The following is a 25,215-nucleotide window of genomic DNA, read 5'->3' on the forward strand; positions in this document are numbered from 1 at the left end:
CAACGCCTCCAGCGCCTCCTGCGGGAACCGGCCCTGCTCGTCCACCTCCGCCGCGAACGGAGCGATCTTCGCCTCGGCCAGCCCACGCACCGCCTCCCGGAGCATCTCGTGCTCCTCGGAGATACGGAAGAGATCGAAGTCAGCCGCGCCTGCGCTGCCCGCCATGATGCCGCCTCGCCACGTGATCGAAGGATCCGGTTAGTTACCGTTAAGTAGAGATCCTAGGGCTCCGACCTGCGGCTGCCTAGCGTTTCCGGCCCCGGGCGGCCTCGGCCGCGCTCCGCCGGACGGATAGCATCAGAGCACCCACTCATGGTCGAGTCCGCACAAAGGGGAACCCGTGACCCTCCGCATCTCCGTGATCGGCACCGGCTACCTCGGTGCCACCCACGCGGCCGCGATGGCCGAGTTCGGCTTCGAGGTGCTCGGCCTGGACATCGACCCCGAGAAGATCGCCACGCTGACCGCCGGCCGCGTCCCGATGTACGAGCCTGGCCTGTCCGAGTTGCTGCTCAAGCACGTGGCCGGGCACGAGGGCTCCACCGGGCGGCTGCGCTTCACCACCTCCGTCGAGGAGGTCGCGGAGTTCGCCGACGTCCACTTCGTGTGCGTCAACACCCCGCAGCGCAAGGGCGAGTTCGCCGCCGACATGTCCTACGTGGACGCCGCGATCGACGGCCTCGCGCCGCACCTGAGGCGCCCGGCCCTGGTGGTCGGCAAGTCCACCGTGCCGGTGGGCTCGGCGGGCCGGCTGGCCGAACGGCTCGCCGCGCTGGCGCCGGTCGGCGCCGACGCCGAACTCGCCTGGAACCCGGAGTTCCTGCGCGAGGGCTTCGCCGTCCAGGACACCCTGCGCCCGGACCGGATCGTGATCGGCGCGCACAGCGAGCGCGCCGAGCGGCTGCTGCGCGAGGTGTACGCCGAGCCGGTCGGGGCCGGGGTGCCGTTCGTGGTCACCGACTACGCGACCGCGGAGCTCGTGAAGACCGCCGCCAACTCCTTCCTGGCCACCAAGATCTCCTTCATCAACGCGATGGCCGAGGTGTGCGAGGCGGCCGGCGCCGACGTCACCCAGCTCTCCACCGCGCTCGCCTACGACGAGCGGATCGGCGGCAAGTTCCTCAACTCAGGCCTCGGCTTCGGCGGCGGCTGCCTGCCCAAGGACATCCGGGCGTTCATGGCCCGGGCCGGCGAGCTCGGCGCCGACCAGGCGCTGACCTTCCTGCGCGAGGTCGACTCGATCAACATGCGTCGCCGCTCCCGGATGGTGGAGCTGGCCCGCGAGCAGTGCGGCGGCGGCTTCCTGGGCCGCCGGGTCGCCGTGCTCGGCGCCGCCTTCAAGCCCAACTCGGACGACATCCGGGACTCCCCCGCGCTCAACGTCGCCGCCCAGATCCAGCTCCAGGGCGCCCAGGTCACCGTCTACGACCCGAAGGCGATGGACAACGCCCGCAAGATGTTCCCGGGCCTGACCTACGCCGACACCCCGCTCGAGGCCGCCGAGGGCGCCCACGTGGTGCTCCACCTGACCGAGTGGCAGGAGTTCCGCACCCTCGACCCGGCCGCCCTGGGCGCCGTCGTCGCCGAGCGCCGCCTCCTCGACGGCCGCAACGTCCTGGACGCGGACGCCTGGCGCGCCGCCGGCTGGACGTACCGCGCCCTCGGCCGGCCCAGCTAGGGAATCCCGCACACCGGCGCGTCGTTGGGACCGTCATGACGAGCTACGGCGACGACGCGACGGTCCGCGAGATCCTCACCGGCACGGGCGACACCTGGGCGGTGGTCGGCCTGTCGAACAACACCGCGCGCGCGGCGTACGGCGTGGCCGGCGTCCTCCAGCGCTACGGCAAGCGGATCGTGCCCGTGCACCCGAAGGCCGAGACGGTCCTCGGCGAGCCCGGCTACGCGTCGCTGGCCGAGGTCCCGTTCCCCGTCGACGTCGTCGACGTGTTCGTGAACAGCTCGCTGGCCGGCGAGGTGGCCGATCAGGCGGTGGCCGTCGGGGCGAAGGCGGTCTGGTTCCAGCTCGGCGTCGTCGACGCGGCGGCGTACGAGCGGACGACGGACGCCGGGGTCTCGATGGTCATGGACAAGTGCCCCGCCATCGAGATCCCCCGGCTGGGCTGAGGCGCCGAGCCTGTCCTCGAACTCCCGTCGCACGGCGGGCGGGAGTTCGAGGGCGGGCCCTCAGCCGTCCAGCTGCGCGATCGTCGCGATGGACGGGCCCCGGCTGGCGCGCAGCCCGGCCGCAGCGGACTCGGCGTCGCGCAGGACGCGCACGGCGTTGTGCCAGGTGAGCTTGGCCAGATCGGCCTCCGACCAGTGGCGGCGCAGGAGTTCGGCGACGAGGTTCGGGTAGCCGGCCACCGAGCCGAGGCCCTCGGGCAGGAACGCGGTGCCGTCGAAGTCGCCGCCGATGCCGACGTGGTCGACCCCGGCGACCTCGCGCATGTGGTCGAGGTGGTCGGCGACGGTGGACTCGGTGGTGACGGGCCGCGGGTGGGCGGCCTCGAACTCGCGCTGGCGGGCCATGCCGGCGGGGGTGGTGTCCAGCGGGTGGAGGCCGTGGGCGCGCATGTTCTCGTCGGCCCGCAGGGTCCACTCGGCGGCCCTGGCGTCGATGAACTTCGGCACGAAGGTGGCCATCGCGACGCCGCCGTTGCCGGGCAGCTGCGCGAGGACGTCGTCCGGGACGTTGCGCGGGTGGTCGCACACCGCGCGGGAGGACGAGTGCGAGAAGACGACGGGCGCCTCGGTGACCCGCAGGGCGTCGCGCATGGTGTCGGCGGAGACGTGCGAGAGGTCGACGAGCATGCCGAGCCGGTTCATCTCCCGGACGACCTCCTCGCCGAAGCGGGTGAGCCCGCCGGCCACCGGCTTGTCGGTCGCGGAGTCGGCCCACGGCACGTTGTCGTTGTGGGTGAGGGTCAGGTAGCGGACGCCGAGCTCGTACAGGGCCCGCAGGGTGGCGAGCGAGCAGTCGATGGAGTGGCCGCCCTCGGCGCCCATCAGGGAGGCGATGCGGCCCTCGGCGCGGGCCGCCTCGATGTCGTCGGCGGTGCGGGCGAGCCGGAGCCGGTCGGGGTAGCGCGCGACGAGGGCGTGGACGAAGTCGACCTGCTCCAGCGTGGCGCTCACGGCGTGGTCGCCGGCCAGCCGGGTGGGCACGTAGACGGACCAGAACTGCGCTCCGACGCCGCCCTGCGCGAGGCGGGCGAGGTCGGTGTGCAGGCGCTCGCTCTGGTCGGCGGCGAGGTCGAGCGCGCCGAGGTCGTACCCGGCCTGCTCGCGCATCGCCCAGGGGAGGTCGTTGTGGCCGTCCACGACGGGGGCGGTGCGCAGGAGGGCCCGGGCGCGGTCCAGCGGGGTGGGGGAGTCCGGCTCAGAGGTCATGCGACCTGTTCTACCCCACCCCGCCGCGACGCCTACCTGGCGAAGCCGAAGGAGCCCGAACCGGCCACCTTGGCGCGGAGCTTCTTGCCCTTCTCGGTGGCCTGGGTGTTGAGCTCGGCCTGGAAGTCGGTCATCCGCTCGGCCAGTTCGGGGTCGAACGCGGCGAGCATGCGGACCGCGAGCAGGCCCGCGTTGCGCGCGCCGGCCACCGAGACGGTCGCGACCGGCACGCCGGCCGGCATCTGGACGATCGACAGCAGGCTGTCCATGCCGTCCAGGTAGCGCAGCGGCACCGGGACGCCGATGACCGGCAGCGGCGTGACGGAGGCGAGCATGCCCGGCAGGTGGGCGGCGCCGCCGGCGCCCGCGATGATCGCCTTGAGCCCGCGCTTGTGCGCGTTCTCGCCGTAGGCGACCATCTCGCGCGGCATGCGGTGGGCGGAGACGACGTCGACCTCGTACGGGATCTCGAACTCGTCGAGGGCCTGGGCGGCGGCCTCCATGACGGGCCAGTCGGAGTCCGAACCCATCACGATGCCGACGACAGGGCTGGTTGCGGAGCTCATTCGGTGATCGTTCCTCGCAGGTAGGCGGCCGCGTGGCGGGCGCGCTCGCGGACGTCGTCGAGGTCGTCCCCGAAGACGTTGACGTGGCCGACCTTGCGGCCGGGCTTCACGTCCTTCCCGTACATGTGGATGCGCAGGCCCGGGTCACGGGCCATGCAGTGCAGGAAGGCGTGGTACATGTCCGGGTAGTCGCCGCCGAGGACGTTGACCATGACGGTCCACTTGGCGCGCGGCCTGGGGTCGCCGAGCGGGAGGTCGAGGACGGCCCGCAGGTGGTTCTCGAACTGCGAGGTGACGGCGCCGTCCTGGCTCCAGTGGCCGGAGTTGTGCGGGCGCATGGCCAGCTCGTTGACCAGGATCCGGCCGTCCCGGGTCTGGAACAGCTCGACCGCGAGGTGGCCGGTGATGCCGAGGTCGCCGGCGATGCGCAGGGCGAGCTGCTGGGCCTCGTCGGACAGGGCCGGGTCGAGGTCCGGCGCGGGGGCGGTGACCTCGGCGCAGACGCCGTTCTCCTGGACGCTCTCGACGACCGGGTAGGCGACGGCCTGGCCGCTGGGCGAGCGGACGACGTTGGCGGCCAGCTCGCGGACGAAGTCGACCTTCTCCTCGGCCAGCACCGGCACGCCCGCCAGGAACGGGGCCTGGGCCTCCTGCTCGTCGTCGACGACCCACACGCCCTTGCCGTCGTAGCCGCCGCGGACGGTCTTCAGGACGACGGGGTAGCCCTCGCCTTCCTCGGCGAAGGCCGTCACGTCGGCCGGGTCGGCGACGATCCGGTGCCGGGGGCAGGGCACCCCGATGGCGTCGAGCTTCGCCCGCATGACGCCCTTGTCCTGGGCGTTGACCAGCGCGTCGGGGCCGGGGCGGACGGCGATGCCGTCGGCCTCCAGCGCCCGCAGGTGCTCGGTCGGGACGTGCTCGTGGTCGAAGGTGATCACGTCGCAGCCGGCCGCGAAGCGGCGCAGGGTGTCGAGGTCGCGGTAGTCGCCGAGCACAACCTCGGAGACGACCTGTGCCGCGGAGTCCTGGGGGGTGTCGGCGAGGAGCTTGAACCTGACCCCGAGCGGGATACCCGCCTGGTGTGCCATGCGGGCCAACTGCCCGCCGCCGATCATGCCCACCACTGGAAAATTCACATTGCCCGGGGAAGTCACGTGGCCAGGATATCCGGGCCGATCGGGGGCGATGGAACCGCTGGTGGCAAGGCCGGAGGACCCTTCGGGGTGGACGCGCGTAGATGTCAACCGGGGACGCGAGGGGCTGAGCCGTTCGGCGGAACCGGGTAGCCTGGACGGCCAGGTCCTGGTCTACGCAGTCCGATCATGTGCGTGCACGCAGGGCACAAGGGGCGGGCACCGTCCTGACGCACCGCCCTTTCGACCGCACGCGCATGGAGGCAGCCCGGTATGGCCACGACCGCAGCTCCGAGTCCCACACTCGTGCAGAAGTTGCGCGGACTCACGGGGGAAGCCGTGAAGTTCGGCATCGTCGGTCTGAGCGGCGTGGTGGTCAACTTCCTGGTGTTCTGGGTCTGCATCAACGGCCTGCACCTGGCCTCGCTGCGCTCGAACATCGCCGCGACGCTGATCGCGATCGCCACCAACTACCTCGGCTACCGCTACTGGCTGTACCGGGACCGCGACGCCGCCTCGCGCAAGCGGGAGATCACGCTGTTCCTGGTGTTCAGCGGCATCGGCATGCTGATCGAGACCGGCGTGCTCGGCACCTCGGTGTACCTGCTCGGCCTGGACTCGCACTTCGAGCAGCTGGGCGCCAAGCTGGTCGGCCTCGCACTGGGCACCGTTTTCCGGTTCGTCTCCTACCGCACGTGGGTGTTCAAGGCGATGCCCGAGGCCGAGCCCCAGGCCGCGCACGCCACCGGCAGCGAGCTGGCCGCGCAGGCCGAGCTGATGCTGGCCGCCGAGGAGATCCGGTACGCCAAGGCCGAGTGACCTCCCCCACGTCCCCGCCGTCGGGCCCGCGAGCACCCCGCTCGCGGGCCCGACGCACGTCCGCCCGCGGCCACCGGGGTTCCCCTCCCACGAGGGCCTGAGGCTCCCGGGACCGCTCAGTCCTCGTGACTGCGGCCGAGGAACAGCGCGAACACCGGCGGCCGCAGCGACAGCAGTTCGAGCCGGCCGCCGTCCGCCTCCGCGAGGTCGCGGGCGACGGCCAGGCCGATCCCGGTGGAGTTGCGGCCGCTGACCGCGCGCTCGAAGACCCGGTTGCCCAGCTCCGGCGGCACCCCGGCGCCCTGGTCCTGCACCTCGACCACGACCGAGGTGCCGGACGGGCGGACCCGCAGGGTGATCGTCCCGGCGCCGTGCATCAGGGAGTTCTCGATCAGGGTGGCCAGCACCTGGGCGACCGTGCCCGGGGTGCCGACGGCGATGACGCCGTGCAGGCCCTCCAGGGAGAGCACCCTTCCCTTCTCGCGCAGGGTCGGGCCCCACTCCTCCACCTGCTGCTTGATCACCTCGTCGAGCTCGAAGGCGACGGCGGTGGGGCTGCGCGGGTCGCGCTGGGTGGTCAGCAGTCGCTGGACGACGTCGGTGAGCCGCTCGACCTGCTGGAGGGCGATGGTCGCCTCCTCCTTGACGGTCTCCGGGTCCTCGGCGAGGGCGGTGATCTCCTCCAGCCGCATGGACAACGCGGTGAGCGGGGTGCGCAGCTGGTGCGAGGCGTCGGCGGCGAGCCGGCGCTCGGCGGTGAGCATGCGGGCGATCCGTTCGGCGCTGACGTCCAGCACCTCGGCGACCCGGTCGAGTTCCGGCACTCCGTAGCGGCGGTCGCGCGGGCGGGGGTCGCCGGAGCCGAGCCGCTCGGCGGTCTCGGCGAGGTCGGTGAGCGGCCGGGCGAGCCGCTTGGCCTGCCAGACGGCGAGCGCGACGGCGGCCTGGACGGCGAGCAGGGCGACGGCGCCGAGCAGCAGCAGCATGTTGGCGATCTCGTGGTCGACGTCCTCGCGGGACTGCACGACGGTGACGGTCTCGTTGTTCCCGCCGTGCTCGACGGCCTGCAGCACCGACTTCCCGTCCGGGCGCACGCCGGCCGAGACGACCGACTGCCCGGGGATCCGCACCTCGATGTAGGTGCCTTCGGTGGCCTGGCTGTCGAAGGATCCCGGGTTGACCGGCTCGTGGTTCGCGAGCCGGTTCTCCACCAGCGCGAGCACCCGGACGGCGGTGGCCTCCGTCTTGTCCTGGGCCGCGTCGGCGATGGTCTTCTTCTCGACCCAGGCGAGCGGTACGCAGAACACGACGACCACCACCAGGACGACGCCCAGCAGCGAGTTGATCATCCGGCGTTTCACGCTGCCGCTCCCCGAGGTGTTGCGCTTCATCGGCCGCGATCCGGCCGTGCTCTCCGTACGGGGGCTAATTCTTCTCGAACCGGAAGCCCACTCCGCGCACGGTGGCGATGTAGCGCGGGTTGGCCGCGTCGTCGCCGAGCTTCTTGCGCAGCCAGGAGATGTGCATGTCCAGGGTCTTGGTGGAGGTCCACCAGGTGGTGTCCCAGACCTGGCGCATGATCTCCTCGCGGGTCACGACCCGGCCGGCGTCCCGGACGAGGACGCGCAGCAGCTCGAACTCCTTGGCGGAGAGCGTCAGCTCCTCCTCGCCGAGCCAGGCGCGGTGCGACTCGATGTCGATCTTGACGCCGTGCGCGCCGGTGGTGAGCTGGTCGACGTTGCCGCGCCGGAGCAGGGCCCGGACCCGGGCGAGCAGCTCGGCCAGCCGGAACGGCTTAGTGACGTAGTCGTCGGCGCCCGCGTCGAGACCGACGACGGTGTCCACCTCGTCCGCGCGGGCGGTGAGCACCAGAACGGGGCAGCTCTTGCCGTCGGCGCGCAGCCGCCGGCAGACCTCAAGGCCGTCCATCTCGGGCAGACCGAGGTCGAGGACGACGAGGTCGACCTCCTCGGTGAGGCCGGCGGCGAGCGCGGTGGGGCCGTCCTCGCGGACGAGCACCTCGTATCCCTCGCGGCGCAGGGCCCGGGCCAGCGGTTCGGAGATCGCCGGATCGTCCTCGGCGAGCAGCACACAGGTCATGTGGTGATGGTAGTCCGCCGTACCCGGCCCGATGGACCTGTGAAGTAGTTCACAGAGCGTGATCGTTATACAAGGACCCACGTCCGCTCAACGGACGCCTCCCGACCGCCCGTTCGGCGAAGATTCCGCCCTTGGATCTTGAATACGAAGGAAGACGTCCCCATCTACCATGGATCAATCGGGAGGATCGGCTGCGGACTTTGCCATTGCCATACCTAATTCGAGCGTTTTGTCATCTGATACCGCCAAATATCGCCACGTACAGTGGTTCCGTCCACGTCCGCCGCCACCCCCCTAGGCGGACGCTGTCAGGCAAGGAACCACTACACATGGCGTCTACGCTCCAGGACGCCGGCGTCACGTCGGCCTCCCCCAGCGGCAAGACCTTCCTCGGCCACCCCCGAGGTCTCGCGACTCTCTTCATGAGCGAGATGTGGGAACGCTTCAGCTACTACGGCATGCGTGCCCTGCTGGTCCTCTACATGACCGCCTCCATCTCGGAGGGCGGCCTCGGCATGAAGACGGCGGTCGCCGCCGCCGTGTACAGCGTGTACACGGCGATGGTCTACCTGCTGGCCCTCCCGGGCGGCTGGATCGCCGACCGATTCCTCGGCGCTCGCAAGACCGTCGCGGTCGGCGGCACGATCATCATGATCGGCCACTTCCTGCTGGCCGTGCCGTTCAGCGGCGCGTTCTTCGCCGGTCTGGCCTTCATCGCGATCGGCTCCGGTCTGCTCAAGGCCAACATCTCGACGATGGTCGGCCACCTCTACGACGGCCCGAACGACCCGCGTCGCGACGGTGGCTTCACCGTCTTCTACATGGGCATCAACCTCGGCGCCTTCGCGGCCCCGCTGGTCATCGGCACCATCGGCCAGAGCGTCAGCTGGCACCTGGGCTTCGCGCTGGCCGGCGTCGGCATGGCGCTCGGCCTCGGCCAGTTCCTGCTGGGCACCCGCCACCTGAGCCCGAAGAGCGACATCGTCACCTCGCCGATCACCCCGGCCGAGAAGGCGTCGATCTTCAAGAAGGCCGGCGCCTGGCTGGCCGCGGCCGTGGTGATCTACGGCGCCCTCGCCGCGAGCGGCTCGTTCACCATCGATTGGGTGCTCTGGCCGCTGTCCGTCGCGGGCATCCTGATCCCGGTGCTCGTCTTCGCCAAGGTGAAGCGCGACAAGGACCTCGACTCCACCGAGCAGTCCCGGATGAGCGGCTACATCTGGTTCTTCGTCGCCGCCGCCGTGTTCTGGATGATCTACGACCAGTCCGGTTCGACGCTGAGCATCTTCGCGGACAAGCACACCGCGTCCACGCTGCTCGGCTTCAACTTCCCGTCGACGTGGTTCCAGTCGCTCAACCCGCTGTACATCATGGCGCTGGCGCCGGTCTTCGCCTGGATCTGGGTCGCCCTGGCCCGCCGGTCGAAGAACCCCAGCACCACCATGAAGTTCGCCATCGGTCTGCTGATGATCGGCGCGTCCTTCATCGTCATGATGCTGGCGATGGCCGCCGCCTCCGGCGACACCAAGGTCACCCCGCTGTGGCTGGCCATGGTCTACCTGGTCCAGACCGTCGGTGAGCTCACGCTCTCCCCCGTCGGCCTGTCCGTCACCACCAAGCTGGCGCCCACCAAGTACGCCAGCCAGATGATGGGCGTCTGGTTCCTCGCCGTCACCGCCGGCGACTGCGTCGCCGCGATCTTCCAGCTCGTGCTGGGCGACGGCGTGGTCGGCAGCACCTGGTACTTCGCGGTCCAGGGCGTGATGGCGATCCTCGCCGGTGTCGCCCTCGCGATGTACCGCAAGAAGGTCAACACGCTCATGGGCGACGTGCACTGACACGCGCCCGATCCGGCCGGGGCCGGTGTGGATTCCTGGAATCCGCACCGGCCCCGGCCGCGTTCGCGGGCTTCCGCGAACCGGTAAACCGCTCGACCGGGTGGTGGCGGGTCTGCCTATGGTGCCCGTCATGCCGACCGACGCACTCCCCCGTCAACTCGCCCGCACCCGGCGCTTCGCGCTGGGCACCCCCACCCACCCCGTGATCACCGCCGACGGCACCACCGTGCTGTTCGTCCGCAGCCTCGGCGGCGCCGACCCGGTCAACCGCCTGTGGGCGCTCGACACCGCCACCGGCGAGGAGCGGCTGCTCGCCGACCCGGCCGCGCTCGGCTCCGACGACGGCGACCTGCCCGAGGCCGAGCGGATCCGGCGCGAACGGGCCCGGGTCGCCGCCTCCGGCATCACCGCCTTCTCCACCGACGCCACCGGCCGGCTCGCCGCCTTCGCGCTCGGCGGGCACCTGTGGCTCGCCGACACCACCGCGGGCACCGTGCGCGCCGTCCCCACCGCCACCGAGGTGTACGACCCGCGCCTCGACCCGTCCGGCCGCCTGATCGCCTACGTCGGCGGCGGCGCCCTGCGGGTGGTCTCCACCGACGGCGGCGGCGACCGCGCGCTCGCCGAACCCGAGGACGCGGACGTGACGTACGGCGTCGCCGAGCACGTCGCCACCGAGGAGATGTACCGCTCCCGCGCCCACTGGTGGTCCCCCGACGGCACCGCGCTGCTCGTCGCCCGGGTCGACGAGCGCGAGGTCACCCGGCTGCACCTCGCCGACCCGGCCGACCCGGCCCGGCCCCCGCGCGCCATCCGCTACCCGCTCGCCGGCACCGCCAACGCCGACGTCTCCCTGTGGCTGCTCGGCCTCGACGGCGCACGGACCGCGGTCCGCTGGGACCGGGCCGCGTTCGAGTACGTCACGGCCGCCGGCTGGGACGCCCACGGCCCGTACGCCTGCGTCCAGAGCCGCGACCAGCGCACCGTCCGCACGCTCGCGATCGAACCCGGCGGCGACGTCCGGGTGCTCGCCGAGCAGCGCGACGACCACTGGGTCGAGCTCGTCCCCGGGCTGCCCCTGCGCACCGCCTCCGGCGCCCTCGTCGACACCGCCGTCCACGGCGACACCCAGCACCTGACGGTCGACGGCGAGCCCGTCACCCCGCCGGGGCTGCAACTGTGGGAGGTGCTCGGCACGGAGGGCGAGCGGGTCCTGTTCACCGCCGTCGACGAACCCACCGAGACCCACCTCTGGAGCTACGAACCGGGCACCGGCGTCCGCAGGCTGAGCGAGGGCCCGGGCCAGCACACCGGCGTCCGCCGGGGCGCCACCCTGGTCGTCACCACCCGCCGCGAGGGCCACCCCGGCGGACGCGCCACCGTCCGGCGCGAGGGACGCGCGGCCCTGGAACTCACCTCGCACGCCGAGGCGCCCGTGCTCACCGCCTCCCCCGAACTGCTGCGGCTCGGCCCGCGCGAGATGCGCGCCGCGCTCTGGCTGCCCACCGGGTACCGCCCCGAGGACGGCCCGCTGCCCGTCCTCCTCGACCCGTACGGCGGGCCGGCCACCCGGAAGGTCGGCACCGGCGGCGTGTGGTGGGACCTCGTCTCCCGCTGGTTCGCCGAGCAGGGCTTCGCGGTGCTCGCCGTCGACGGCCGCGGCACGCCCGGCCGCGGTCCCCGCTGGAGCAAGGAGATCCACGGCGACAAGGCCGGACCGGCCCTGACGGACCAGGTCGACGGCCTGCACGAGGCCGCGAGGCGGCGCCCCGGCGTGTTCGACCTCGACCGGGTCGCCATCCGCGGCTGGTCCTACGGCGGTTACCTCGCCGCGCTCGCCGTCCTGCGCCGCCCGGACGTCTTCCACGCGGCGTCGGCCGGCGCCGCCCCCACTGACCAGCGGCTCTACACCACCCACTGGCAGGAACGCTTCCTCGGCCACCCGGACGAGCACCCCGGGCACTACGACTCGGGCTCGCTGATCGCCGACGCCCCGAAGCTGCGCCGCCCCCTGCTGCTGATCCAGGGCCTCGCGGACGACAACGTCTTCCCCGTCCACGCCCTGCGCCTGTCCAGCGCGCTGCTCGCCGCGGGCCGCCCCCACGAGGTGCTCCCGCTGAGCAACACGACGCACTCCCCCACCGACGAGACCGTGGCGGCGAACCTGCTGCAGCACGAACTCGGGTTCCTGAGGCGCTCGTTGGGCATCTCCTAGGAGACGGGTGGTTCCCCGCACCCGCCACCCCGGGGGTGCGGGGAACCGCTCACGGAGGAGGGCTCAGACCTCCCGTGCGCCCGACCGCCAGACCGCGGCCGTCAGCGGCACCCCCGGACGGTAGGCCAGGTGCACGTGCGAGGGCGCGTCCAGGAGCAGCAGGTCCGCCCGCGCCCCGGCCGCGACCACGCCGACGTCACCGCGGCGCAGCGCGTGCGCCCCGCCCGCCGTCGCCGCCCAGACCGCCTCGTCCGGCGTCATCCCCATCTCCCGCACCGCGACCGCGATGCAGAACGCCATCGAACTCGTGAAGCTGGAGCCCGGGTTGCAGTCCGTGGACAGCGCCACGACCGCGCCCGCGTCGAGCAGCCGGCGCGCGTCGGGGTACTGCGCCCGGGTCGAGAACTCCGCCCCGGGCAGCAGCGTCGCCACCGTCGCGGAGCCGGCCAGCGCGGCCACGTCCTCGTCCGTCAGGTGGGTGCAGTGGTCGGCCGAGGCCGCCCCCAGCTCGACCGCGAGCTGCACGCCCGGACCGTACGTCAGCTGGTTGGCGTGCACCCGGGGCGTCAGCCCGCGCTCGATGCCGGCGGTGAGGACCGCCCGTGCCTGGTCCCCGTCGAACGCGCCCTTCTCGCAGAACACGTCCACCCACCGGGCGTGCGGGGCGCAGGCGTCCAGCATCTCCCCGGTGACGAGGTCGACGTACGCCGCCGGGTCGTCCGCGAACTCGGGCGCGACGACGTGCGCGCCCAGGTACGTGGTCTCCGGGGTGTACTGGGCGGCGATCCGCAGCGCCCGGGCCTCGTCGGCCACCGTCAGCCCGTAGCCGGACTTGCACTCGATGGTCGTGGTGCCCTGGCGCAGCGCCTCCCGGACGAACCGGCCCAGGTTGGCGTCGAGTTCGGCGTCGGTCGCGGCCCGGGTGGCCGCCACCGTGGTCCGGATCCCGCCGGCGGTGTAGGACTGGCCGGACATCCGGGCGTTGAACTCGGCGGTGCGGTCGCCCGCGAACACCAGGTGGGCGTGCGAGTCGACGAAGCCGGGCAGCAGGGCCCGCCCCTGCGCGTCGAAGGCCACGTCGGCGGCGGGCGCGTCCGCGGCCGGGCCTACCCAGGCGACGGTGTCGCCGTCCAGCACCACGGCCGCGTCGGTCAGCAGGCCGAGCGGCCCGGCCCCCTGGCCGGGGTCGTTGGTGACCAGGCTGCCGATGCCGGTGATCAGGGTGGTCGGGTTGCTCAAGACGACGCCTTCCGTACGGAGTTGGAGGAACGGATCAGCAGCTCAGCGCGCCGATCGAGGCCCGCAGCGCGCCCGGGACGTCCGGAACGAGCCGGTGCACGCCGTCCGCGACGACCTGCCGGCCGCCGACCACCACGTGCCGGACGTCCGCCGCCGAGGCCGCGAAGACGGCGATCTCGGCGCCCAGTGCGGGCGGCGGCCCGGCGGTGCGCACCGAGTCGAGGGCGAGCACGGTGAAGTCGGCGAGCGCCCCCGCCTCGATCCGGCCCGCCTCCGGCCAGCCGAGCGAGGCGTGCCCGTCCTCCGTCCCGGCCCGCAGGAGCGCGTTGGCCGTCCAGTGCCCGCGCGTGCGGGTGCGCAGCCGTTCGTCGAGCTCCAGGGCGCGCGCCTCCTCGAACGGGTCGATGACGGCGTGGCTGTCGCTGCCGAGGGTGACCGGGCACCCCGCCGAGGCGAGGCTCCGGGCCGGGCCGATGCCGTCCGCGAGGTCCCGCTCGGTGGTGGGGCACATGCAGATCGTGGTGGAGCTGTCGGCGAGGAGGCGGACGTCCTCGTCGGTGAGGTGGGTCGCGTGGACGGCCGAGGTGCGCGGTCCGAGCGCGCCGTGGTCGGCGAGCAGCCGCGTCGGGGTGACGCCGTGCGCGGCGAGGCAGGCGTCGTTCTCGGCGGTCTGTTCGGACAGGTGGACGTGCAGCGGGGCTCCGCGCAGCTCGGACCACCGCGCGACGGTGCCCAGTTGCCCGGCGGGCACGGCCCGCACCGAGTGGATGGCGGCGCCGATCCGGGCGTGCTCGCGCGGCTTGAGTGCGTCGGCCCGGGCCGCCCACGCCTCGGCGTCGCCGTCGCTGAAGCGCAGCTGCGGCCCGGTCGGCTCGGCGCCGAAGCCCGAGGACAGGTAGCAGGTGTCGAGCAGGGTGATCCGGATGCCCGCCCGGGCGGCGGCCTCGATCAGCGCCTCGCCCATCACGTTGGGGTCGTCGTAGCGGGCGCCGCCGGGGCCGTGGTGCAGGTAGTGGAACTCGCCGACGGCGGTGATCCCGGCGAGCGCCATCTCGGCGTAGACCGCGGTGGCAAGCTCCAGGTAGCGGTCCGGGTCGAGCGCCCCGGCGAACCGGTACATGGTGTCGCGCCAGGTCCAGAACGTCCCGGAGCCGACCTGGACGTGGCCGCGCAGCGCCCGGTGGAAGGCGTGCGAGTGGGCGTTGGCCTGGCCGGGCACGAGCAGCCCGACGAGGCGGACGGCGCCGTCCGGGCACGGCCCGCTGTCCGGCGTGACGGCGGTGATCCGGCCGCCGGGGCCGGTGGCGATCAGGACGTCCCGCTCGACCACCGGCCCGTTGGCGTGCGGCAGCCAGGCGTACTGCGCCCAGTAGGTGGTTGTCTGCGCGCCCGCGGCACGACTCAACGACACGCCAGGTCCTCCAGTACGTCGGCCAGGGCGGCGACCCCGGCGAGGCAGTCGGGCGTCTCGGCGTGCTCGGCCGGGGAGTGCGAGACGCCGCTCGGGTTCCGCACGAACAGCATGGCGGTCGGGATCGCGGACGCCAGGATCCCGGCGTCGTGTCCCGCGCCGGTGGGCAGCACCGGGGCGTTCAACAGCTTGGCGAGGCGGTCGCGCAGCGGGCCGTCGAACTCCACCACGGGCGTGTAGGACTCGCGGGTGAGCTCGACCCGGACGCCGTCGCGCTCGCCGCGCTCGGCGGCGGCCCGCTCGATCTCGGCGACCAGCGCGGTGAGGGTGCGCTCGTCGGCGGCCCGGGAGTCGAGCCAGCCGCGGACCAGGGAGGCGATCGCGTTGGTGCCGTTGGGCTCGACCGCGACCTTGCCGAAGGTGGCGAGGGCGCCCGCCTCCCGCGCCTTCTTCCGCGCGGAGAGCACGGTGTTGGCGTAGGTGAGCATCGGGTCGCGGCGGTCCTCGATGCGGGTGGTGCCGGCGTGGTTGGCCTCGCCGTGGAAGTCGAAGCGCCAGCGGCCGTGCGGCCAGATGGCCCCGGCCACGCCGACGGGCTGGTCCTCGGCGAGGTAGCGGCCCTGCTCGACGTGGAGTTCGACGAAGGCGCCGATCCGGGCGAGCCGGCCGTCGTCCGCGCCGATCGCGGTGGGGTCGTAGCCGGCCCGCTCCATCGCGTCGGGCAGCCGGATCCCGTCGGCGTCGCGCAGCGCGTACGCGGCGTCGCGGTCCAGCAGGCCGGACGTCAGCCGGGAGCCGATGCAGGCCACGCCGAACCGGGCGCCCTCCTCGTCGCCGAAGTTGACGATCGCCAGTGGGCGCGTGAACCCGGCACCGCGGTCGCGGAGTTCGTCCAGGGCGGCGAAGGAGGACACGACGCCGAGCGGGCCGTCGAAGGCGCCGCCGTCGGGGACGGAGTCCAGGTGCGAGCCGGTGACGATCGCGCCGTCCCCGGCCGGGTCGCCCAGCCAGGCCCACTGGTTGCCGTTGCGGTCCAGCTCGTAGGTCAGGCCGCGGTCGCGGGCCTGCTGCTCGAACCAGGCCCGGCACTCGGCGTCGGCGGAGTTCCACGCGAAGCGGCGGTAGCCGCCGGAGGCGGCGGAGCGGCCCACGGGGAGCAGCTCCGCCCACATCGCTTCGAACGAACTCACGCGACCGCCCCGCTACGCTCGGCGGTCACGTTCCGCGACTCGCCGCGCTCGCTCACAGCTCACCCATCGGAACGCGGACGCCACGCTCGGCGGCGACCTCGTCGGCGCGGTCGTACCCGGCGTCCACGTGCCGGATGACGCCCATGCCCGGGTCGTTGGTGAGCACCCGGCGGATCTTCTCCCCGGCCAGCGGGGTGCCGTCGGCGACGGTGACCTGGCCGGCGTGGATCGAGCGGCCGATGCCGACGCCGCCGCCGTGGTGGATGGAGACCCAGGACGCGCCGGAGGCGACGTTGACCATGGCGTTGAGCAGCGGCCAGTCGGCGATCGCGTCCGAGCCGTCGAGCATGGCCTCGGTCTCGCGGTACGGGGAGGCGACCGAACCGCAGTCCAGGTGGTCGCGGCCGATGACGATCGGCGCGGACAGCTCGCCGGAGGCGACCATGTCGTTGAAGCGCTCGCCGGCCTTGTCGCGCTCGCCGTAGCCGAGCCAGCAGATGCGCGCGGGGAGGCCCTGGAAGTGCACCTTCTCCTGGGCCATCTTGATCCAGCGGGCCAGCGACTCGTTCTCCGGGAAGAGGTCGAGGACGGCCTTGTCGGTCTTGTGGATGTCCTGCGGGTCGCCGGACAGCGCCGCCCAGCGGAACGGGCCCTTGCCCTCGCAGAACAGCGGGCGGATGTACGCGGGGACGAAGCCGGGGAAGGCGAACGCCCGGTCGTAGCCGGCCAGCTGGGCCTCGCCGCGGATCGAGTTGCCGTAGTCGAAGACCTCGGCGCCGCGGTCCTGGAAGCCGACCATCGCCTCGACGTGCCGGGCCATCGACTCGCGGGAGCGCTGGGTGAACTCGGCGGGCTTCTCGGCCGCGTAGGTGGCCATGTCGTCGAAGGCGACGCCGACCGGCAGGTAGCTCAGCGGGTCGTGGGCGCTGGTCTGGTCGGTGACGATGTCGATCGGTGCGTCCATCGCGAGCAGCTGCGGGACGAGTTCGGCGGCGTTGCCCAGCACGCCGATGGACAGCGGCTGCCTCTTGTCGCGGGCGGCGGTGGCGAGCTCCAGCGCGTGGGAGAGGTCCTTGGCCTCGACGTCCAGGTAGCGGTGCTCGATGCGGCGCGAGATGCGGGACGGGTCGCAGTCGATGCAGATCGCGACGCCGCCGTTCATGGTGACGGCCAGCGGCTGGGCGCCGCCCATGCCGCCGAGGCCGGCGGTGAGGGTGATGGTGCCCTCGAGGGTGCCGCCGAAGCGCTTGTTGGCGACGGCCGCGAAGGTCTCGTAGGTGCCCTGGAGGATGCCCTGGGTACCGATGTAGATCCAGGAGCCGGCGGTCATCTGGCCGTACATGGTGAGCCCGAGGCTCTCCAGGCGGCGGAACTCCTCCCAGTTGGCCCAGTCGCCGACCAGGTTGGAGTTGGCGATCAGCACGCGCGGCGCCCACTCGTGGGTCTGCATGACGCCGACCGGGCGACCGGACTGGACCAGCATGGTCTCGTCCTGCTTCAGGCCCTGGAGGGTCTTCACCATGGCGTCGAAGGAGCGCCAGTCGCGCGCGGCCTTGCCGGTGCCGCCGTAGACCACCAGCTTCGACGGGTGCTCGGCGACCTCGGGGTCGAGGTTGTTCATGAGCATCCGCAGGGCGGCCTCCTGCTGCCAGCCCTGCGTCGTGAGCCCCGTGCCGCGCGCCGCACGCACTTCGCGCGGCCCGCTCGTCTGCTGCTGCACCATGTCCCGGTCTCCCTGCGGATGGATTCATTCAGGCTTGGTTCGGCTGAATATATCCAAACATTCCGCTCGCGACCAGACCCGGAGCCCATCGGATCAGCAGCGGCCGAAACCCGCCTCCAGGCACGCCGGAGGGCCCGTCCGGCGTGCCGGAACGGGCTCTCGCGGACCTCAGGCGGCGGCGCCGCCGTCCCAGTCGATGCCGATCTCGGCCAGCCAGCGGCGGTCGGCGTCGTCGGGTGCGGTGGGGCCGGCGGGCGCCGGCGGACGGGGGATCTCCTGGATCGGGCCGAGGCCGTACTTCTCGGCGGCCGCGGCGGCGGCCCGGGCGTCCGGTTCGATGACGCCGACGTGCACGGCGGACTCGTCGCCCGGGTCGAGGACGGTCAGTTCGGGTTCGGGCAGGCGCCGCAGGGTGACGCGGCGTCCGCAGGCGGGGCAGGACCATTCGTCGGCACCCGATGCCAGGCGGGCGACGAACTTCATCTCGTGGATCACGCGCATGGGCGGCACCCCCTGTATGAGGGGATGCCCCGGTTCGCGCCCGGCCACGCCCACAGCGCGGCGGCCCTGTCTACTCCAAGAACAGGCCACGTGCCGCGGCCGACTGCTCGATGGCCTCCAACCTGGCCTCCGCGCCCGGGATCTCGTCGCACATGCTCTGGAGGAGCACCCGGCCCAGCATCATCGGCGCACACGCGGTGTCGAAGACCAGACCGGTGCCGACGGCCGCCGGCAGCATCAGGTCGGACAGCTTGGCGACCGGCGCGAACGCGCTGTCCGCCACCGTCAGCACCGTCAGCCCGCACTGCCTGGCCACCGCCAGGGCGTCCATCAGCTCCCGCGGGTAGCGCGGCAGCGCGAAGCAGAGCAGCGCCGTCGCGCCGGCCGCGGTGGCCTGCTCCAGCCGGTCGGCGAGCATGCTGCCGCCCTCGTCGAGCAGCCGGACGTCCGGGTGCACCTTGGTCGCGAAGTACGCGAAGCCGCGCGCCTGGGCCGACGCGGCCCGCAGGCCGAGCACCGGCAGCGGGCGGGAGGCGGCGAGCAGCCGGGCGGCGCGGATGATCGGCTCGGGGTCGGCGAGCAGGTCGGCGAGGTGGCGCAGGTGCTCGATCTCGGCGAGCACGGCCTGCTGGTGCTCGTTGCGCACCGCCTCGTGCGGGCCCTCCGGGGCGACCGCCTCGCCCGCGCCGAGCTCGCGCAGCTGCCGGCGCAGCGCCGGGTAGCCGTCGTAGCCGAGGGCCACCGCGAACCGGGTGACGGACGGCTGGCTCACCCCGGCGAGCTCGGCCACCTCGACGCTGGACAGGAACGGCGCCTCGGTGGCATGCCGGACCAGCGAGTGCGCGATCCGCCGCTGGGTCGGCGTCAGCCGGTGCCCCTCGAAGAGCTGGAGCAGCCGCGCGGAGGGACCGACCGTGCCGGTCTCGTCGGTGGCGGTCATCGGCGGTACCTCCGGGTGCGAGCGGTTCGGACGACGACTGTGCAGCAGCGCGCGGCGCCTGGCAAAGACGTCTCGTACGACGGGACGGCCCCTGAGACGTCCCGATGGGCGGACAGTCTGGCGGACGACGGACGGCCCGTACGCTCCGGGAGCCCCGGGGCCGCGCTCGGGGTAACCCTGATTTGTCCCTGAGCCCGCCCCGATTCCCCCCGCGAACGGATGGACCGGGCCCCGGCGAGGCCCCACGCTGGTGGCCATGGACACTCGCCAGGACGAACTGCGGCGCGACCTCGACGCCACCCTGCAGGCCCGCAAGGAACTCGGCAAGGAGTACGAGTCGGAGCTGGTCGACTCGTTCCTGAAGCGGCTGGACGCCCGCATGGACGCCCGGGCCGAGCGCCCCGCCGGGCGGCCCGACGACTGGCACCCGTCGTACGCCCACCGACCCCGCCGCGGCTGGTCCTCCGGCCGCTCCGGCTCCCGCCTCGCGGTGGTCTCGCTCGCGCTCGGCATCCCGCTCACCGCGATCGCGAGCGACGCCCAGAACGGCGGGCTGATCGGCCTGCTCGCCTGCTGGGCGGGCATCGTCGGCGTCAACTTCGCCGCCGCCCTGGGCGACCGCCGCGACCGCGACGACCGCCGGCGGCGGGACGACTGGGACTGAGAGCCCGTCACCCCGCCGCCGGCCACGACCGTCAGGCCAGCGGACCGGTGACCCGCTCGACCGCCCGCACCAGCGCGCCGGAGGCGACCAGCTCGGCGGCGGCCTCCAGGTCCGGCGAGAGGAAGCGGTCGCGGCCGGCGCCGCCGATCCCCGCCTCGCGGGCCGCGGCCACGGCGGCCGCAGTGGCCGGGGCGAGCCGGCCGGCCGAGTCGGCCTGCTGACGGATCTCCAGCGCGCGGGCGGCGGCGGTGAGCTCGACGGCGAGGATGCGGCCCAGGTTCTCGACCGCCTGACGCAGCTTGCGGGCCGCGGACCAGCCCATCGACACGTGGTCCTCCTGCATCGCGGAGGACGGGATCGAGTCGACCGACGCCGGGACGGCCAGCCGCTTGTTCTCGCTGACCAGCGCCGCCTGGGTGTACTGGGCGATCATCAGACCGGAGTCCACCCCCGGGTCGTCGGCCAGGAAGGCCGGCAGGCCGTGCGAACGCGCCTTGTCCAGCAGCCGGTCGGTGCGCCGCTCGGAGATCGAGCCGAGGTCGGCGGCCGCGATGGCGAGGAAGTCCAGCACGTACGCGACCGGCGCGCCGTGGAAGTTGCCGTTCGACTCCACCCGGCCGTCGGGCAGCACGACCGGGTTGTCCACCGAGGCGGCGAGCTCGCGCGAGGCGACCAGCTGGGCGTGCGCGACGGTGTCGCGGCCGGCGCCGGCCACCTGCGGGGCGCAGCGGATCGAGTAGGCGTCCTGGACGCGCGGCGCGTCGTCCTGGTGGTGGCCGGTCAGGCCCGAGCCCTTGAGGACGGCGAGCATGTTGGCCGCGCTCAGCGCCTGGCCCGGGTGCGGGCGGATCGGGGCGTGCAGCTCGGGGGCGAGCACCTTGTCGGTGCCGAGCAGCGCCTCCAGGCTCATCGCGGCGGTGATGTCGGCGGTGGTGAACAGGCGGCTCAGGTCCGAGATGGCCATGACGAGCATGCCGAGCATGCCGTCGGTGCCGTTGATGAGGGCGAGGCCCTCCTTCTCCAGCAGCTCCACCGGCTTGATGCCGGCCGCGGCCAGCAGCTCGGCGGCGGGCTTCTCCACGCCGTCCGGGCCGGTGGCCACGCCCTCGCCCATCAGCACCAGCGCGCAGTGCGACAGCGGCGCGAGGTCACCGGAGCAGCCGAGCGAGCCGAACTCCCGCACCACGGGGGTGATCCCGGCGTTCAGCAGCGCGGCCATGGTCTGGGCGACCAGCGGACGGACGCCGGTGCGGCCGGAGGCCAGCGTCTTCATCCGCAGGAACATCAGCGCCCGGACCACCTCGCGCTCGACGGCCGGGCCCATCCCGGCCGCGTGCGAGCGCACCAGCGAGCGCTGCAGCTGGGCGCGCAGCTCGGGGCTGATGTGCCGGACGGCGAGCGCACCGAAGCCGGTGGACACGCCGTAGACGGGACGCGGCTCGGCCGCGAGAGCATCGATGCGGGCCCGGGCGGCCGCCATCTCGGCGAGCGCGTCCGGACCGATCTCGACCCGGGCGTTGCCCCGGGCGACGGCCAGGACGTCCTCGGCGCTGACGTCGGCCTTGCCGACCTGGACGAGCGGCGAGTCGGAGGCCGCAGCACTGTGCATATCCATATTCACCATCACATCAGGCGAATGAAGATATGACAACAGGTGCTCGCCATTCGGATTTTCCGCCGCACCGCCCGTGAGCGCACGCCGACCCCCTCCCCCCGTGGATATCCGCCTCCCCCATGCCGCACGCTAATGGGGCAGGAACACGTACGGAGGTGGCGGGGCGATGACGCGGGCGACGGCGCGGCGGCGAGTGGTGCGGCTGCGGGGGGACGAGCGCGGGGTGCGGCCGGACGCGCTGGCGGCGGAGGAGCCGCTGGAGATCCGGGTCGGCGGGGAGCCGCTGACGGTCACCATGCGCACGCCCGGCCAGGACTTCGACCTGGTGGCGGGCTTCCTGGTCGGCGAGGGCCTGGTCCACGCCACCGAGGACCTCGCCGCCCTGCGGTACTGCGCGGGCACCGACGACGACGGCGCCAACACGTACAACGTCGTCGACGCCACCCTGCGCGGCGCCCGCACCCTGCCGCTGTCCGCGCACCGCAACCTGCTGACCACCAGCGCCTGCGGCCTGTGCGGCCGGGACACCGTCGACGCCGTCCGCACCCACGTGCGCCACCCCGTCGCCGAGGACCCGCTCAGCGTCGAACCGTCCCTCCTCTACGGCCTCCCGGAGCGGCTGCGCGCCGCCCAGCGCACCTTCGACTCCACCGGCGGGCTGCACGCCGCCGGCCTGTTCGACGCCGCGACCGGCGAGCTGCTGTGCGCCCGGGAGGACGTCGGGCGGCACAACGCCGTGGACAAGGTGGTCGGCTGGGCCCTGCGCCAGGGCCGGCTGCCGCTGACCGGCCACGTCCTGCTGGTCAGCGGACGGGCCTCGTTCGAGCTGACCCAGAAGGCCGCGCTGGCGGGCGTCCCGCTGCTGGCGGCCGTCTCGGCGCCGTCCTCGCTCGCGGTGGACCTCGCCGAGGAACTGGGCCTGACCCTGGTGGGCTTCCTGCGCGGAGAGGGCGCGAACGTCTACACCCGCCCCGACCGGATCGCCACCCCCTCCCCCGCCGTCACCCCCTGAGCTCGGCCTCGATCAGGTCGGCTGCCCGAGCCGTGCCGCCCTCGGCCCGTCCGGCAGCCGCCAGCACCGCCAGCCGCTCGGCGACCGCCGGATCACCGACGAGCTCCAGCAACGCACCGCGCAGCGCCTGCGGAGTGGCCTGGTCGGTGTCCAGGCGGCGGGCCACACCGAGGCCCACCAGCATGTCCGCGTTGCCGAACTGGTCGGCCGCCTGCGGCACCGCGATCATCGGCACCCCGTGGAACAGCCCCTCGCTGGAGCCGCCCATGCCCGCGTGGGTGACGAAGGCGTCCGCCTGCGAGAGCACCGACAGCTGCGGCACCCACCGGTGCACCTCGACGGTCGCGGGCACCTCGCCCAGCTCGGCGAGGTCGGTGTGGGCGCCGACCTGGAGCACGGTGTGCCAGCCCGGCAGGTCACCGAAGGCCTCGACGCAGGCCCGGTAGAACGCCGGCCGGTGCGTGAACGCCGAGCCGAGCGAGACCAGCAGCACCTTCTCCGCCCCCGCCGGCCGCTGCCACTGCCCCTGGTGGGCGCGGTCGCCGAAACAGGGCCCGACGAACGAGACGCGCCGCTCGTCGACCCGCTCCGCGTTGGGCTGCATCGCGCGCGGTATGAGCGCGACGGCCCGCGCCGGACGCCCCTTGAACGCGTCCACGTCACGCTCCACGGCACCGGCCTCGGCGAGCCAGTCGGCGAACCGCCGGTAGTGCTCCGGGCCGCCGGAACCCTCCCGAACGGCCGTCAACGCCTCGGCCAGATCCTCCTCGAAGCCCTCCCAGGCGACCATCGACGGCGAGAGCTGCACGACCGGCACCCCCAGCCGCTCACCGAACGCCCGCCCCGCGAAGCCCGCGATGTCGCAGAGCACCAGATCGGGCCGGTCGTCCGCGAAGGCCTCCAGCAGAACCGAGTGCATCGAGAGGGCATCGTCCAGGAACACCTCCTGGATCCCCACCGGATCCTCCACCCACCCCTCCGGGTCGTCGGCGAGCGGCAACTTCGTCGAGTACGGGACGAACCGTGCCCCCGTCGACTCGACGACCTCGCGGAACGACGGGTCGTTGACGTAGCTGACCCGGTGTCCCCGGGCGACCAGCTCGGAGATCACGGCCAGGCTCGGATTGACGTGCCCGTGGGCCGGCACGGAAGCCATGAGGATGTGGGCGCGACGGGTCATGGAGCACCTCCGGGATCAAGGATCGGCAAGAGACGAGACGTATCGTCTCGCCATTTCGTGACAAGACGATACGTCACGTCTCGTCATGGCGCATAGAATTTCCGTCATGGCTTCCAGGACCGCCCCCGACCCCGCGCGCCGCAGCGAGCGCTCCCGCACCGCCGTGCTCACCGCCGCCGCCGAACTCGTCACCGAGGTCGGCTACGGCAAGCTGACCATCGAGGCGATCGCCGCCCGGGCCGGCGTGGGGAAGCAGACCATCTACCGCTGGTGGCCGTCCAAGGGCGCGGTCGTCTTCGACGCGTTCCTCGCCGGCAGCGAGCACGAGGGCGGCATCGAGCTCCCCGACACCGGCGACCTCCGCGCCGACCTGCGGGCCGTCCTGCGCCCGTCCTCGGACCAGCTCACGGACCCGGCGTTCGACCCGACCGCCCGCGTCCTGATCGCCGAGATCGTCACCGACCCGGCGATGCACGGCGAGTACCGCACCCGCCTGCTCGACCCCCTCCTGGAGGTCACCCGCCGACGCTTCCGCAGCGCCCGCGAGGCCGGTCAGATCGCCCCCGACACGGACCTCGACCTGGCCGTGGAGCTGTTCTACGGCCCGCTCCACTACCGCTGGATGTTCCGCCTCGGCCCGCTCACCCACGACCACGCCGACCACCTGGTCGACGCCGTGCTGCGGGCGCTCAGCGCCGACTGCGGCGAGCGACCAGGACCAGGATGACGACCAGCAGGACGACGAACAGCAGCGCCCAGACGAAGCCGAAGCTCCGGCCGACCGTCCGGGACACGAAGCCCCGGTTCCTGCGCTTGGACCTGTGACGGGTGACCGCCACGTCGGTGACGTGGTGCCCCCCGACGGAGGCCTGCGGGGGAACGGGCGCCCGCTCCCCTGACACCACGGCCGCCGTCCGCACGACCGGAACCGCCTCCGCGGGCCCGGCCACCGCCACGGCACCCCCGAACGCGACCACCCCGGCCACCGCCGCACCCACCAAGCGTCTACCCACGGCCCCGCTTCCCCCCGTCCTCACGACCCATCGGCCCCCCGCCAACGATGGCACCGCCCCGCTCCCCGAGGACACCCCCCGTCCACGAACCGGAACGGACCCAGGACGGCGCAGTCACAAAACCAGCACATGAAAGCGGGGAGGCCCCACCCCCCACCTCAACCCACCCCCTCCCACCTCACCCCATCCGCCCCCGGCGTCACCCACCCACCCGAAAGCCAACCCCCACACACAAGCCCCGCGCAGCAGCCCCCCTCAAACCCCCGGAGGCGAAGCCGGCCCCGAAAGCGCCACCGCCACCAACGCCCGCATCGCACAAGTCACCTGCCCCAAAGGCAACGTCGCATCATCCGCGAACAGCTCCACCAGCCAGCCCCCCGCCGGATTCTGCCCACCCGCCGCCACCATCCCCCGGTACCCGGAGACGACGAGCATGGCCTCCTCCGCCGGGTCGTTCCCCGCCGCCCCCGCCCGGAGGGCGAAGGCGCCACCCCGAACGGCCCGCCGCGTCAGCGGATAGTGGCGGAGATCGAACACCGCGTCCGGAGCCTCGATCTGGGCACGCTGGGTCTCGGCCCGGGTGCTGCTGGGCCCGCTCGTCATCCGGTAGACGGCGTGCTGGGCGGTCCGCATCAGCTGGGAGCCCGGCGGCACGTACGACAC

23 protein-coding genes are annotated in these 25,215 nt (G+C 73.1%); 8 read left to right on the plus strand and 15 right to left on the minus strand.

What is annotated here, in order from left to right; translation table 11 throughout:
- The coding region (locus tag PUR71_RS15290) for an acyl-CoA dehydrogenase family protein (protein WP_329927674.1) at positions 1-165 on the minus strand (165 nt) is incomplete at its 3' end.
- Between the two features lie 175 nt (positions 166-340).
- On the opposite strand from PUR71_RS15290, the gene PUR71_RS15295 reads away from it, so the two are divergent.
- Positions 341-1,678 carry a UDP-glucose dehydrogenase family protein gene (locus PUR71_RS15295; RefSeq protein WP_329927536.1) on the plus strand — a complete coding sequence of 446 codons (1,338 nt, stop codon included), beginning with the start codon at positions 341-343 and terminating at the stop codon, positions 1,676-1,678.
- Between the two features lie 35 nt (positions 1,679-1,713).
- A complete protein-coding gene (locus PUR71_RS15300; protein WP_329927537.1) occupies positions 1,714-2,127 on the plus strand; it encodes a CoA-binding protein in 414 nt (137 codons plus the stop codon).
- Between the two features lie 60 nt (positions 2,128-2,187).
- Here the strand turns inward: PUR71_RS15300 and PUR71_RS15305 are convergent, their stop codons facing one another.
- Genes PUR71_RS15305 through PUR71_RS15315 form a run of 3 tightly spaced genes read right to left on the minus strand, consistent with a single transcriptional unit; the run spans position 2,188 to position 5,095 of the window.
- A complete protein-coding gene (locus PUR71_RS15305; protein ID WP_329927538.1) occupies positions 2,188-3,393 on the minus strand; it encodes a dipeptidase in 1,206 nt (401 codons plus the stop codon).
- A gap of 32 nt (positions 3,394-3,425) precedes the next feature.
- A complete protein-coding gene (purE, locus tag PUR71_RS15310; protein WP_329927539.1) occupies positions 3,426-3,959 on the minus strand; it encodes a 5-(carboxyamino)imidazole ribonucleotide mutase in 534 nt (177 codons plus the stop codon).
- Entirely contained in the window at positions 3,956-5,095 is a 1,140-nt protein-coding gene (locus PUR71_RS15315; protein WP_329927540.1) for a 5-(carboxyamino)imidazole ribonucleotide synthase, read from the minus strand. Before PUR71_RS15315 ends, purE begins: the two co-directional genes overlap by 4 nt.
- A 336-nt stretch (positions 5,096-5,431) precedes the next feature.
- Between PUR71_RS15315 and PUR71_RS15320 the strand changes: the two genes are divergently transcribed.
- Entirely contained in the window at positions 5,432-5,911 is a 480-nt protein-coding gene (locus tag PUR71_RS15320) for a GtrA family protein (RefSeq protein ID WP_329927541.1), read from the plus strand.
- Positions 5,912-6,027: 116 nt separating this feature from the next.
- On the opposite strand, the gene PUR71_RS15325 is transcribed toward PUR71_RS15320, so the two are convergent.
- Complete coding sequence (locus tag PUR71_RS15325; RefSeq protein ID WP_329927675.1) at positions 6,028-7,272, minus strand: ATP-binding protein; 1,245 nt, start codon at positions 7,270-7,272, stop codon at positions 6,028-6,030.
- 64 nt (positions 7,273-7,336) lie between these two features.
- Positions 7,337-8,011, minus strand: a complete 675-nt coding sequence (locus PUR71_RS15330) for a response regulator transcription factor (RefSeq protein WP_030290974.1) — start codon at positions 8,009-8,011, stop codon at positions 7,337-7,339.
- Between the two features lie 329 nt (positions 8,012-8,340).
- On the opposite strand from PUR71_RS15330, the gene PUR71_RS15335 reads away from it, so the two are divergent.
- Both PUR71_RS15335 and PUR71_RS15340 read left to right on the plus strand, forming a co-directional pair.
- Complete coding sequence (locus PUR71_RS15335; protein ID WP_329927542.1) at positions 8,341-9,849, plus strand: peptide MFS transporter; 1,509 nt, start codon at positions 8,341-8,343, stop codon at positions 9,847-9,849.
- Between the two features lie 130 nt (positions 9,850-9,979).
- A complete protein-coding gene (locus tag PUR71_RS15340; protein WP_329927543.1) occupies positions 9,980-12,064 on the plus strand; it encodes a S9 family peptidase in 2,085 nt (694 codons plus the stop codon).
- A gap of 63 nt (positions 12,065-12,127) precedes the next feature.
- Here PUR71_RS15340 and hutI read toward each other — a convergent pair whose 3' ends face one another.
- From hutI to PUR71_RS15370, 6 genes are all read right to left on the minus strand, one after another.
- A complete protein-coding gene (gene hutI, locus PUR71_RS15345; RefSeq protein WP_329927544.1) occupies positions 12,128-13,303 on the minus strand; it encodes an imidazolonepropionase in 1,176 nt (391 codons plus the stop codon).
- A 34-nt stretch (positions 13,304-13,337) separates the two neighbouring features.
- Positions 13,338-14,714 (minus strand): formimidoylglutamate deiminase, encoded by a 1,377-nt coding sequence (locus tag PUR71_RS15350; RefSeq protein ID WP_329927545.1) that lies wholly within the window; start codon positions 14,712-14,714, stop codon positions 13,338-13,340.
- Positions 14,705-15,886: an allantoate amidohydrolase gene (locus tag PUR71_RS15355; RefSeq protein WP_329927676.1), complete on the minus strand. Its 1,182-nt coding sequence runs from the start codon at positions 15,884-15,886 to the stop codon at positions 14,705-14,707. The genes PUR71_RS15350 and PUR71_RS15355 overlap by 10 nt, the downstream gene beginning before the upstream one ends.
- Before the next feature lie 70 nt (positions 15,887-15,956).
- Entirely contained in the window at positions 15,957-17,627 is a 1,671-nt protein-coding gene (gene hutU / locus PUR71_RS15360) for a urocanate hydratase (protein WP_329927546.1), read from the minus strand.
- A 168-nt stretch (positions 17,628-17,795) separates the two neighbouring features.
- On the minus strand, positions 17,796-18,128 hold the full coding sequence (locus PUR71_RS15365; protein WP_329927547.1) for a hypothetical protein: 333 nt from the start codon (positions 18,126-18,128) through the stop codon (positions 17,796-17,798).
- Positions 18,129-18,198: 70 nt separating this feature from the next.
- The gene (locus tag PUR71_RS15370; protein ID WP_329927548.1) at positions 18,199-19,068 is read right to left on the minus strand and encodes a MurR/RpiR family transcriptional regulator; all 870 of its coding nucleotides are present in this window, start codon (positions 19,066-19,068) and stop codon (positions 18,199-18,201) included.
- Between the two features lie 256 nt (positions 19,069-19,324).
- On the opposite strand from PUR71_RS15370, the gene PUR71_RS15375 reads away from it, so the two are divergent.
- Positions 19,325-19,732 carry a hypothetical protein gene (locus PUR71_RS15375; protein WP_329927549.1) on the plus strand — a complete coding sequence of 136 codons (408 nt, stop codon included), beginning with the start codon at positions 19,325-19,327 and terminating at the stop codon, positions 19,730-19,732.
- Positions 19,733-19,763: 31 nt separating this feature from the next.
- On the opposite strand, the gene hutH is transcribed toward PUR71_RS15375, so the two are convergent.
- Positions 19,764-21,341: a histidine ammonia-lyase gene (hutH, locus tag PUR71_RS15380; protein WP_329927677.1), complete on the minus strand. Its 1,578-nt coding sequence runs from the start codon at positions 21,339-21,341 to the stop codon at positions 19,764-19,766.
- A 172-nt stretch (positions 21,342-21,513) separates the two neighbouring features.
- On the opposite strand from hutH, the gene fdhD reads away from it, so the two are divergent.
- Positions 21,514-22,359, plus strand: a complete 846-nt coding sequence (gene fdhD / locus PUR71_RS15385) for a formate dehydrogenase accessory sulfurtransferase FdhD (protein ID WP_329927550.1) — start codon at positions 21,514-21,516, stop codon at positions 22,357-22,359.
- Here fdhD and PUR71_RS15390 read toward each other — a convergent pair.
- Positions 22,349-23,539 (minus strand): macrolide family glycosyltransferase, encoded by a 1,191-nt coding sequence (locus PUR71_RS15390; RefSeq protein WP_329927551.1) that lies wholly within the window; start codon positions 23,537-23,539, stop codon positions 22,349-22,351. The two genes, fdhD and PUR71_RS15390, sit on opposite strands and share 11 nt — an antisense overlap.
- 106 nt (positions 23,540-23,645) lie before the next feature.
- On the opposite strand from PUR71_RS15390, the gene PUR71_RS15395 reads away from it, so the two are divergent.
- The gene (locus PUR71_RS15395; protein ID WP_329927552.1) at positions 23,646-24,266 is read left to right on the plus strand and encodes a TetR/AcrR family transcriptional regulator; all 621 of its coding nucleotides are present in this window, start codon (positions 23,646-23,648) and stop codon (positions 24,264-24,266) included.
- Here PUR71_RS15395 and PUR71_RS15400 read toward each other — a convergent pair.
- Positions 24,229-24,552, minus strand: coding sequence for a hypothetical protein (locus tag PUR71_RS15400; RefSeq protein ID WP_329927553.1), 324 nt, complete (start codon positions 24,550-24,552; stop codon positions 24,229-24,231). The genes PUR71_RS15395 and PUR71_RS15400 overlap by 38 nt on opposite strands.
- Positions 24,553-25,215: the final 663 nt, after the last annotated feature.

This window comes from Streptomyces sp. SP17BM10, assembly GCF_036322405.1.
Lineage (GTDB): Bacteria > Actinomycetota > Actinomycetes > Streptomycetales > Streptomycetaceae > Kitasatospora.

Coding starts and splice junctions, on each gene's coding strand:
- PUR71_RS15300 (WP_329927537.1), top strand. CDS start 1,714: ATGACGAGCTACGGCGACGACGCGACGGTCCGCGAGATCCTCACCGGC.
- PUR71_RS15305 (WP_329927538.1), bottom strand. CDS start 3,393: ATGACCTCTGAGCCGGACTCCCCCACCCCGCTGGACCGCGCCCGGGCC.
- purE (WP_329927539.1), bottom strand. CDS start 3,959: ATGAGCTCCGCAACCAGCCCTGTCGTCGGCATCGTGATGGGTTCGGAC.
- PUR71_RS15330 (WP_030290974.1), bottom strand. CDS start 8,011: ATGACCTGTGTGCTGCTCGCCGAGGACGATCCGGCGATCTCCGAACCG.
- PUR71_RS15335 (WP_329927542.1), top strand. CDS start 8,341: ATGGCGTCTACGCTCCAGGACGCCGGCGTCACGTCGGCCTCCCCCAGC.
- PUR71_RS15340 (WP_329927543.1), top strand. CDS start 9,980: ATGCCGACCGACGCACTCCCCCGTCAACTCGCCCGCACCCGGCGCTTC.
- PUR71_RS15355 (WP_329927676.1), bottom strand. CDS start 15,886: ATGTGGGCGGAGCTGCTCCCCGTGGGCCGCTCCGCCGCCTCCGGCGGC.
- hutU (WP_329927546.1), bottom strand. CDS start 17,627: ATGGTGCAGCAGCAGACGAGCGGGCCGCGCGAAGTGCGTGCGGCGCGC.
- PUR71_RS15365 (WP_329927547.1), bottom strand. CDS start 18,128: ATGCGCGTGATCCACGAGATGAAGTTCGTCGCCCGCCTGGCATCGGGT.
- PUR71_RS15370 (WP_329927548.1), bottom strand. CDS start 19,068: ATGACCGCCACCGACGAGACCGGCACGGTCGGTCCCTCCGCGCGGCTG.
- PUR71_RS15375 (WP_329927549.1), top strand. CDS start 19,325: ATGGACACTCGCCAGGACGAACTGCGGCGCGACCTCGACGCCACCCTG.
- hutH (WP_329927677.1), bottom strand. CDS start 21,341: ATGCACAGTGCTGCGGCCTCCGACTCGCCGCTCGTCCAGGTCGGCAAG.
- fdhD (WP_329927550.1), top strand. CDS start 21,514: ATGACGCGGGCGACGGCGCGGCGGCGAGTGGTGCGGCTGCGGGGGGAC.
- PUR71_RS15390 (WP_329927551.1), bottom strand. CDS start 23,539: ATGACCCGTCGCGCCCACATCCTCATGGCTTCCGTGCCGGCCCACGGG.
- PUR71_RS15395 (WP_329927552.1), top strand. CDS start 23,646: ATGGCTTCCAGGACCGCCCCCGACCCCGCGCGCCGCAGCGAGCGCTCC.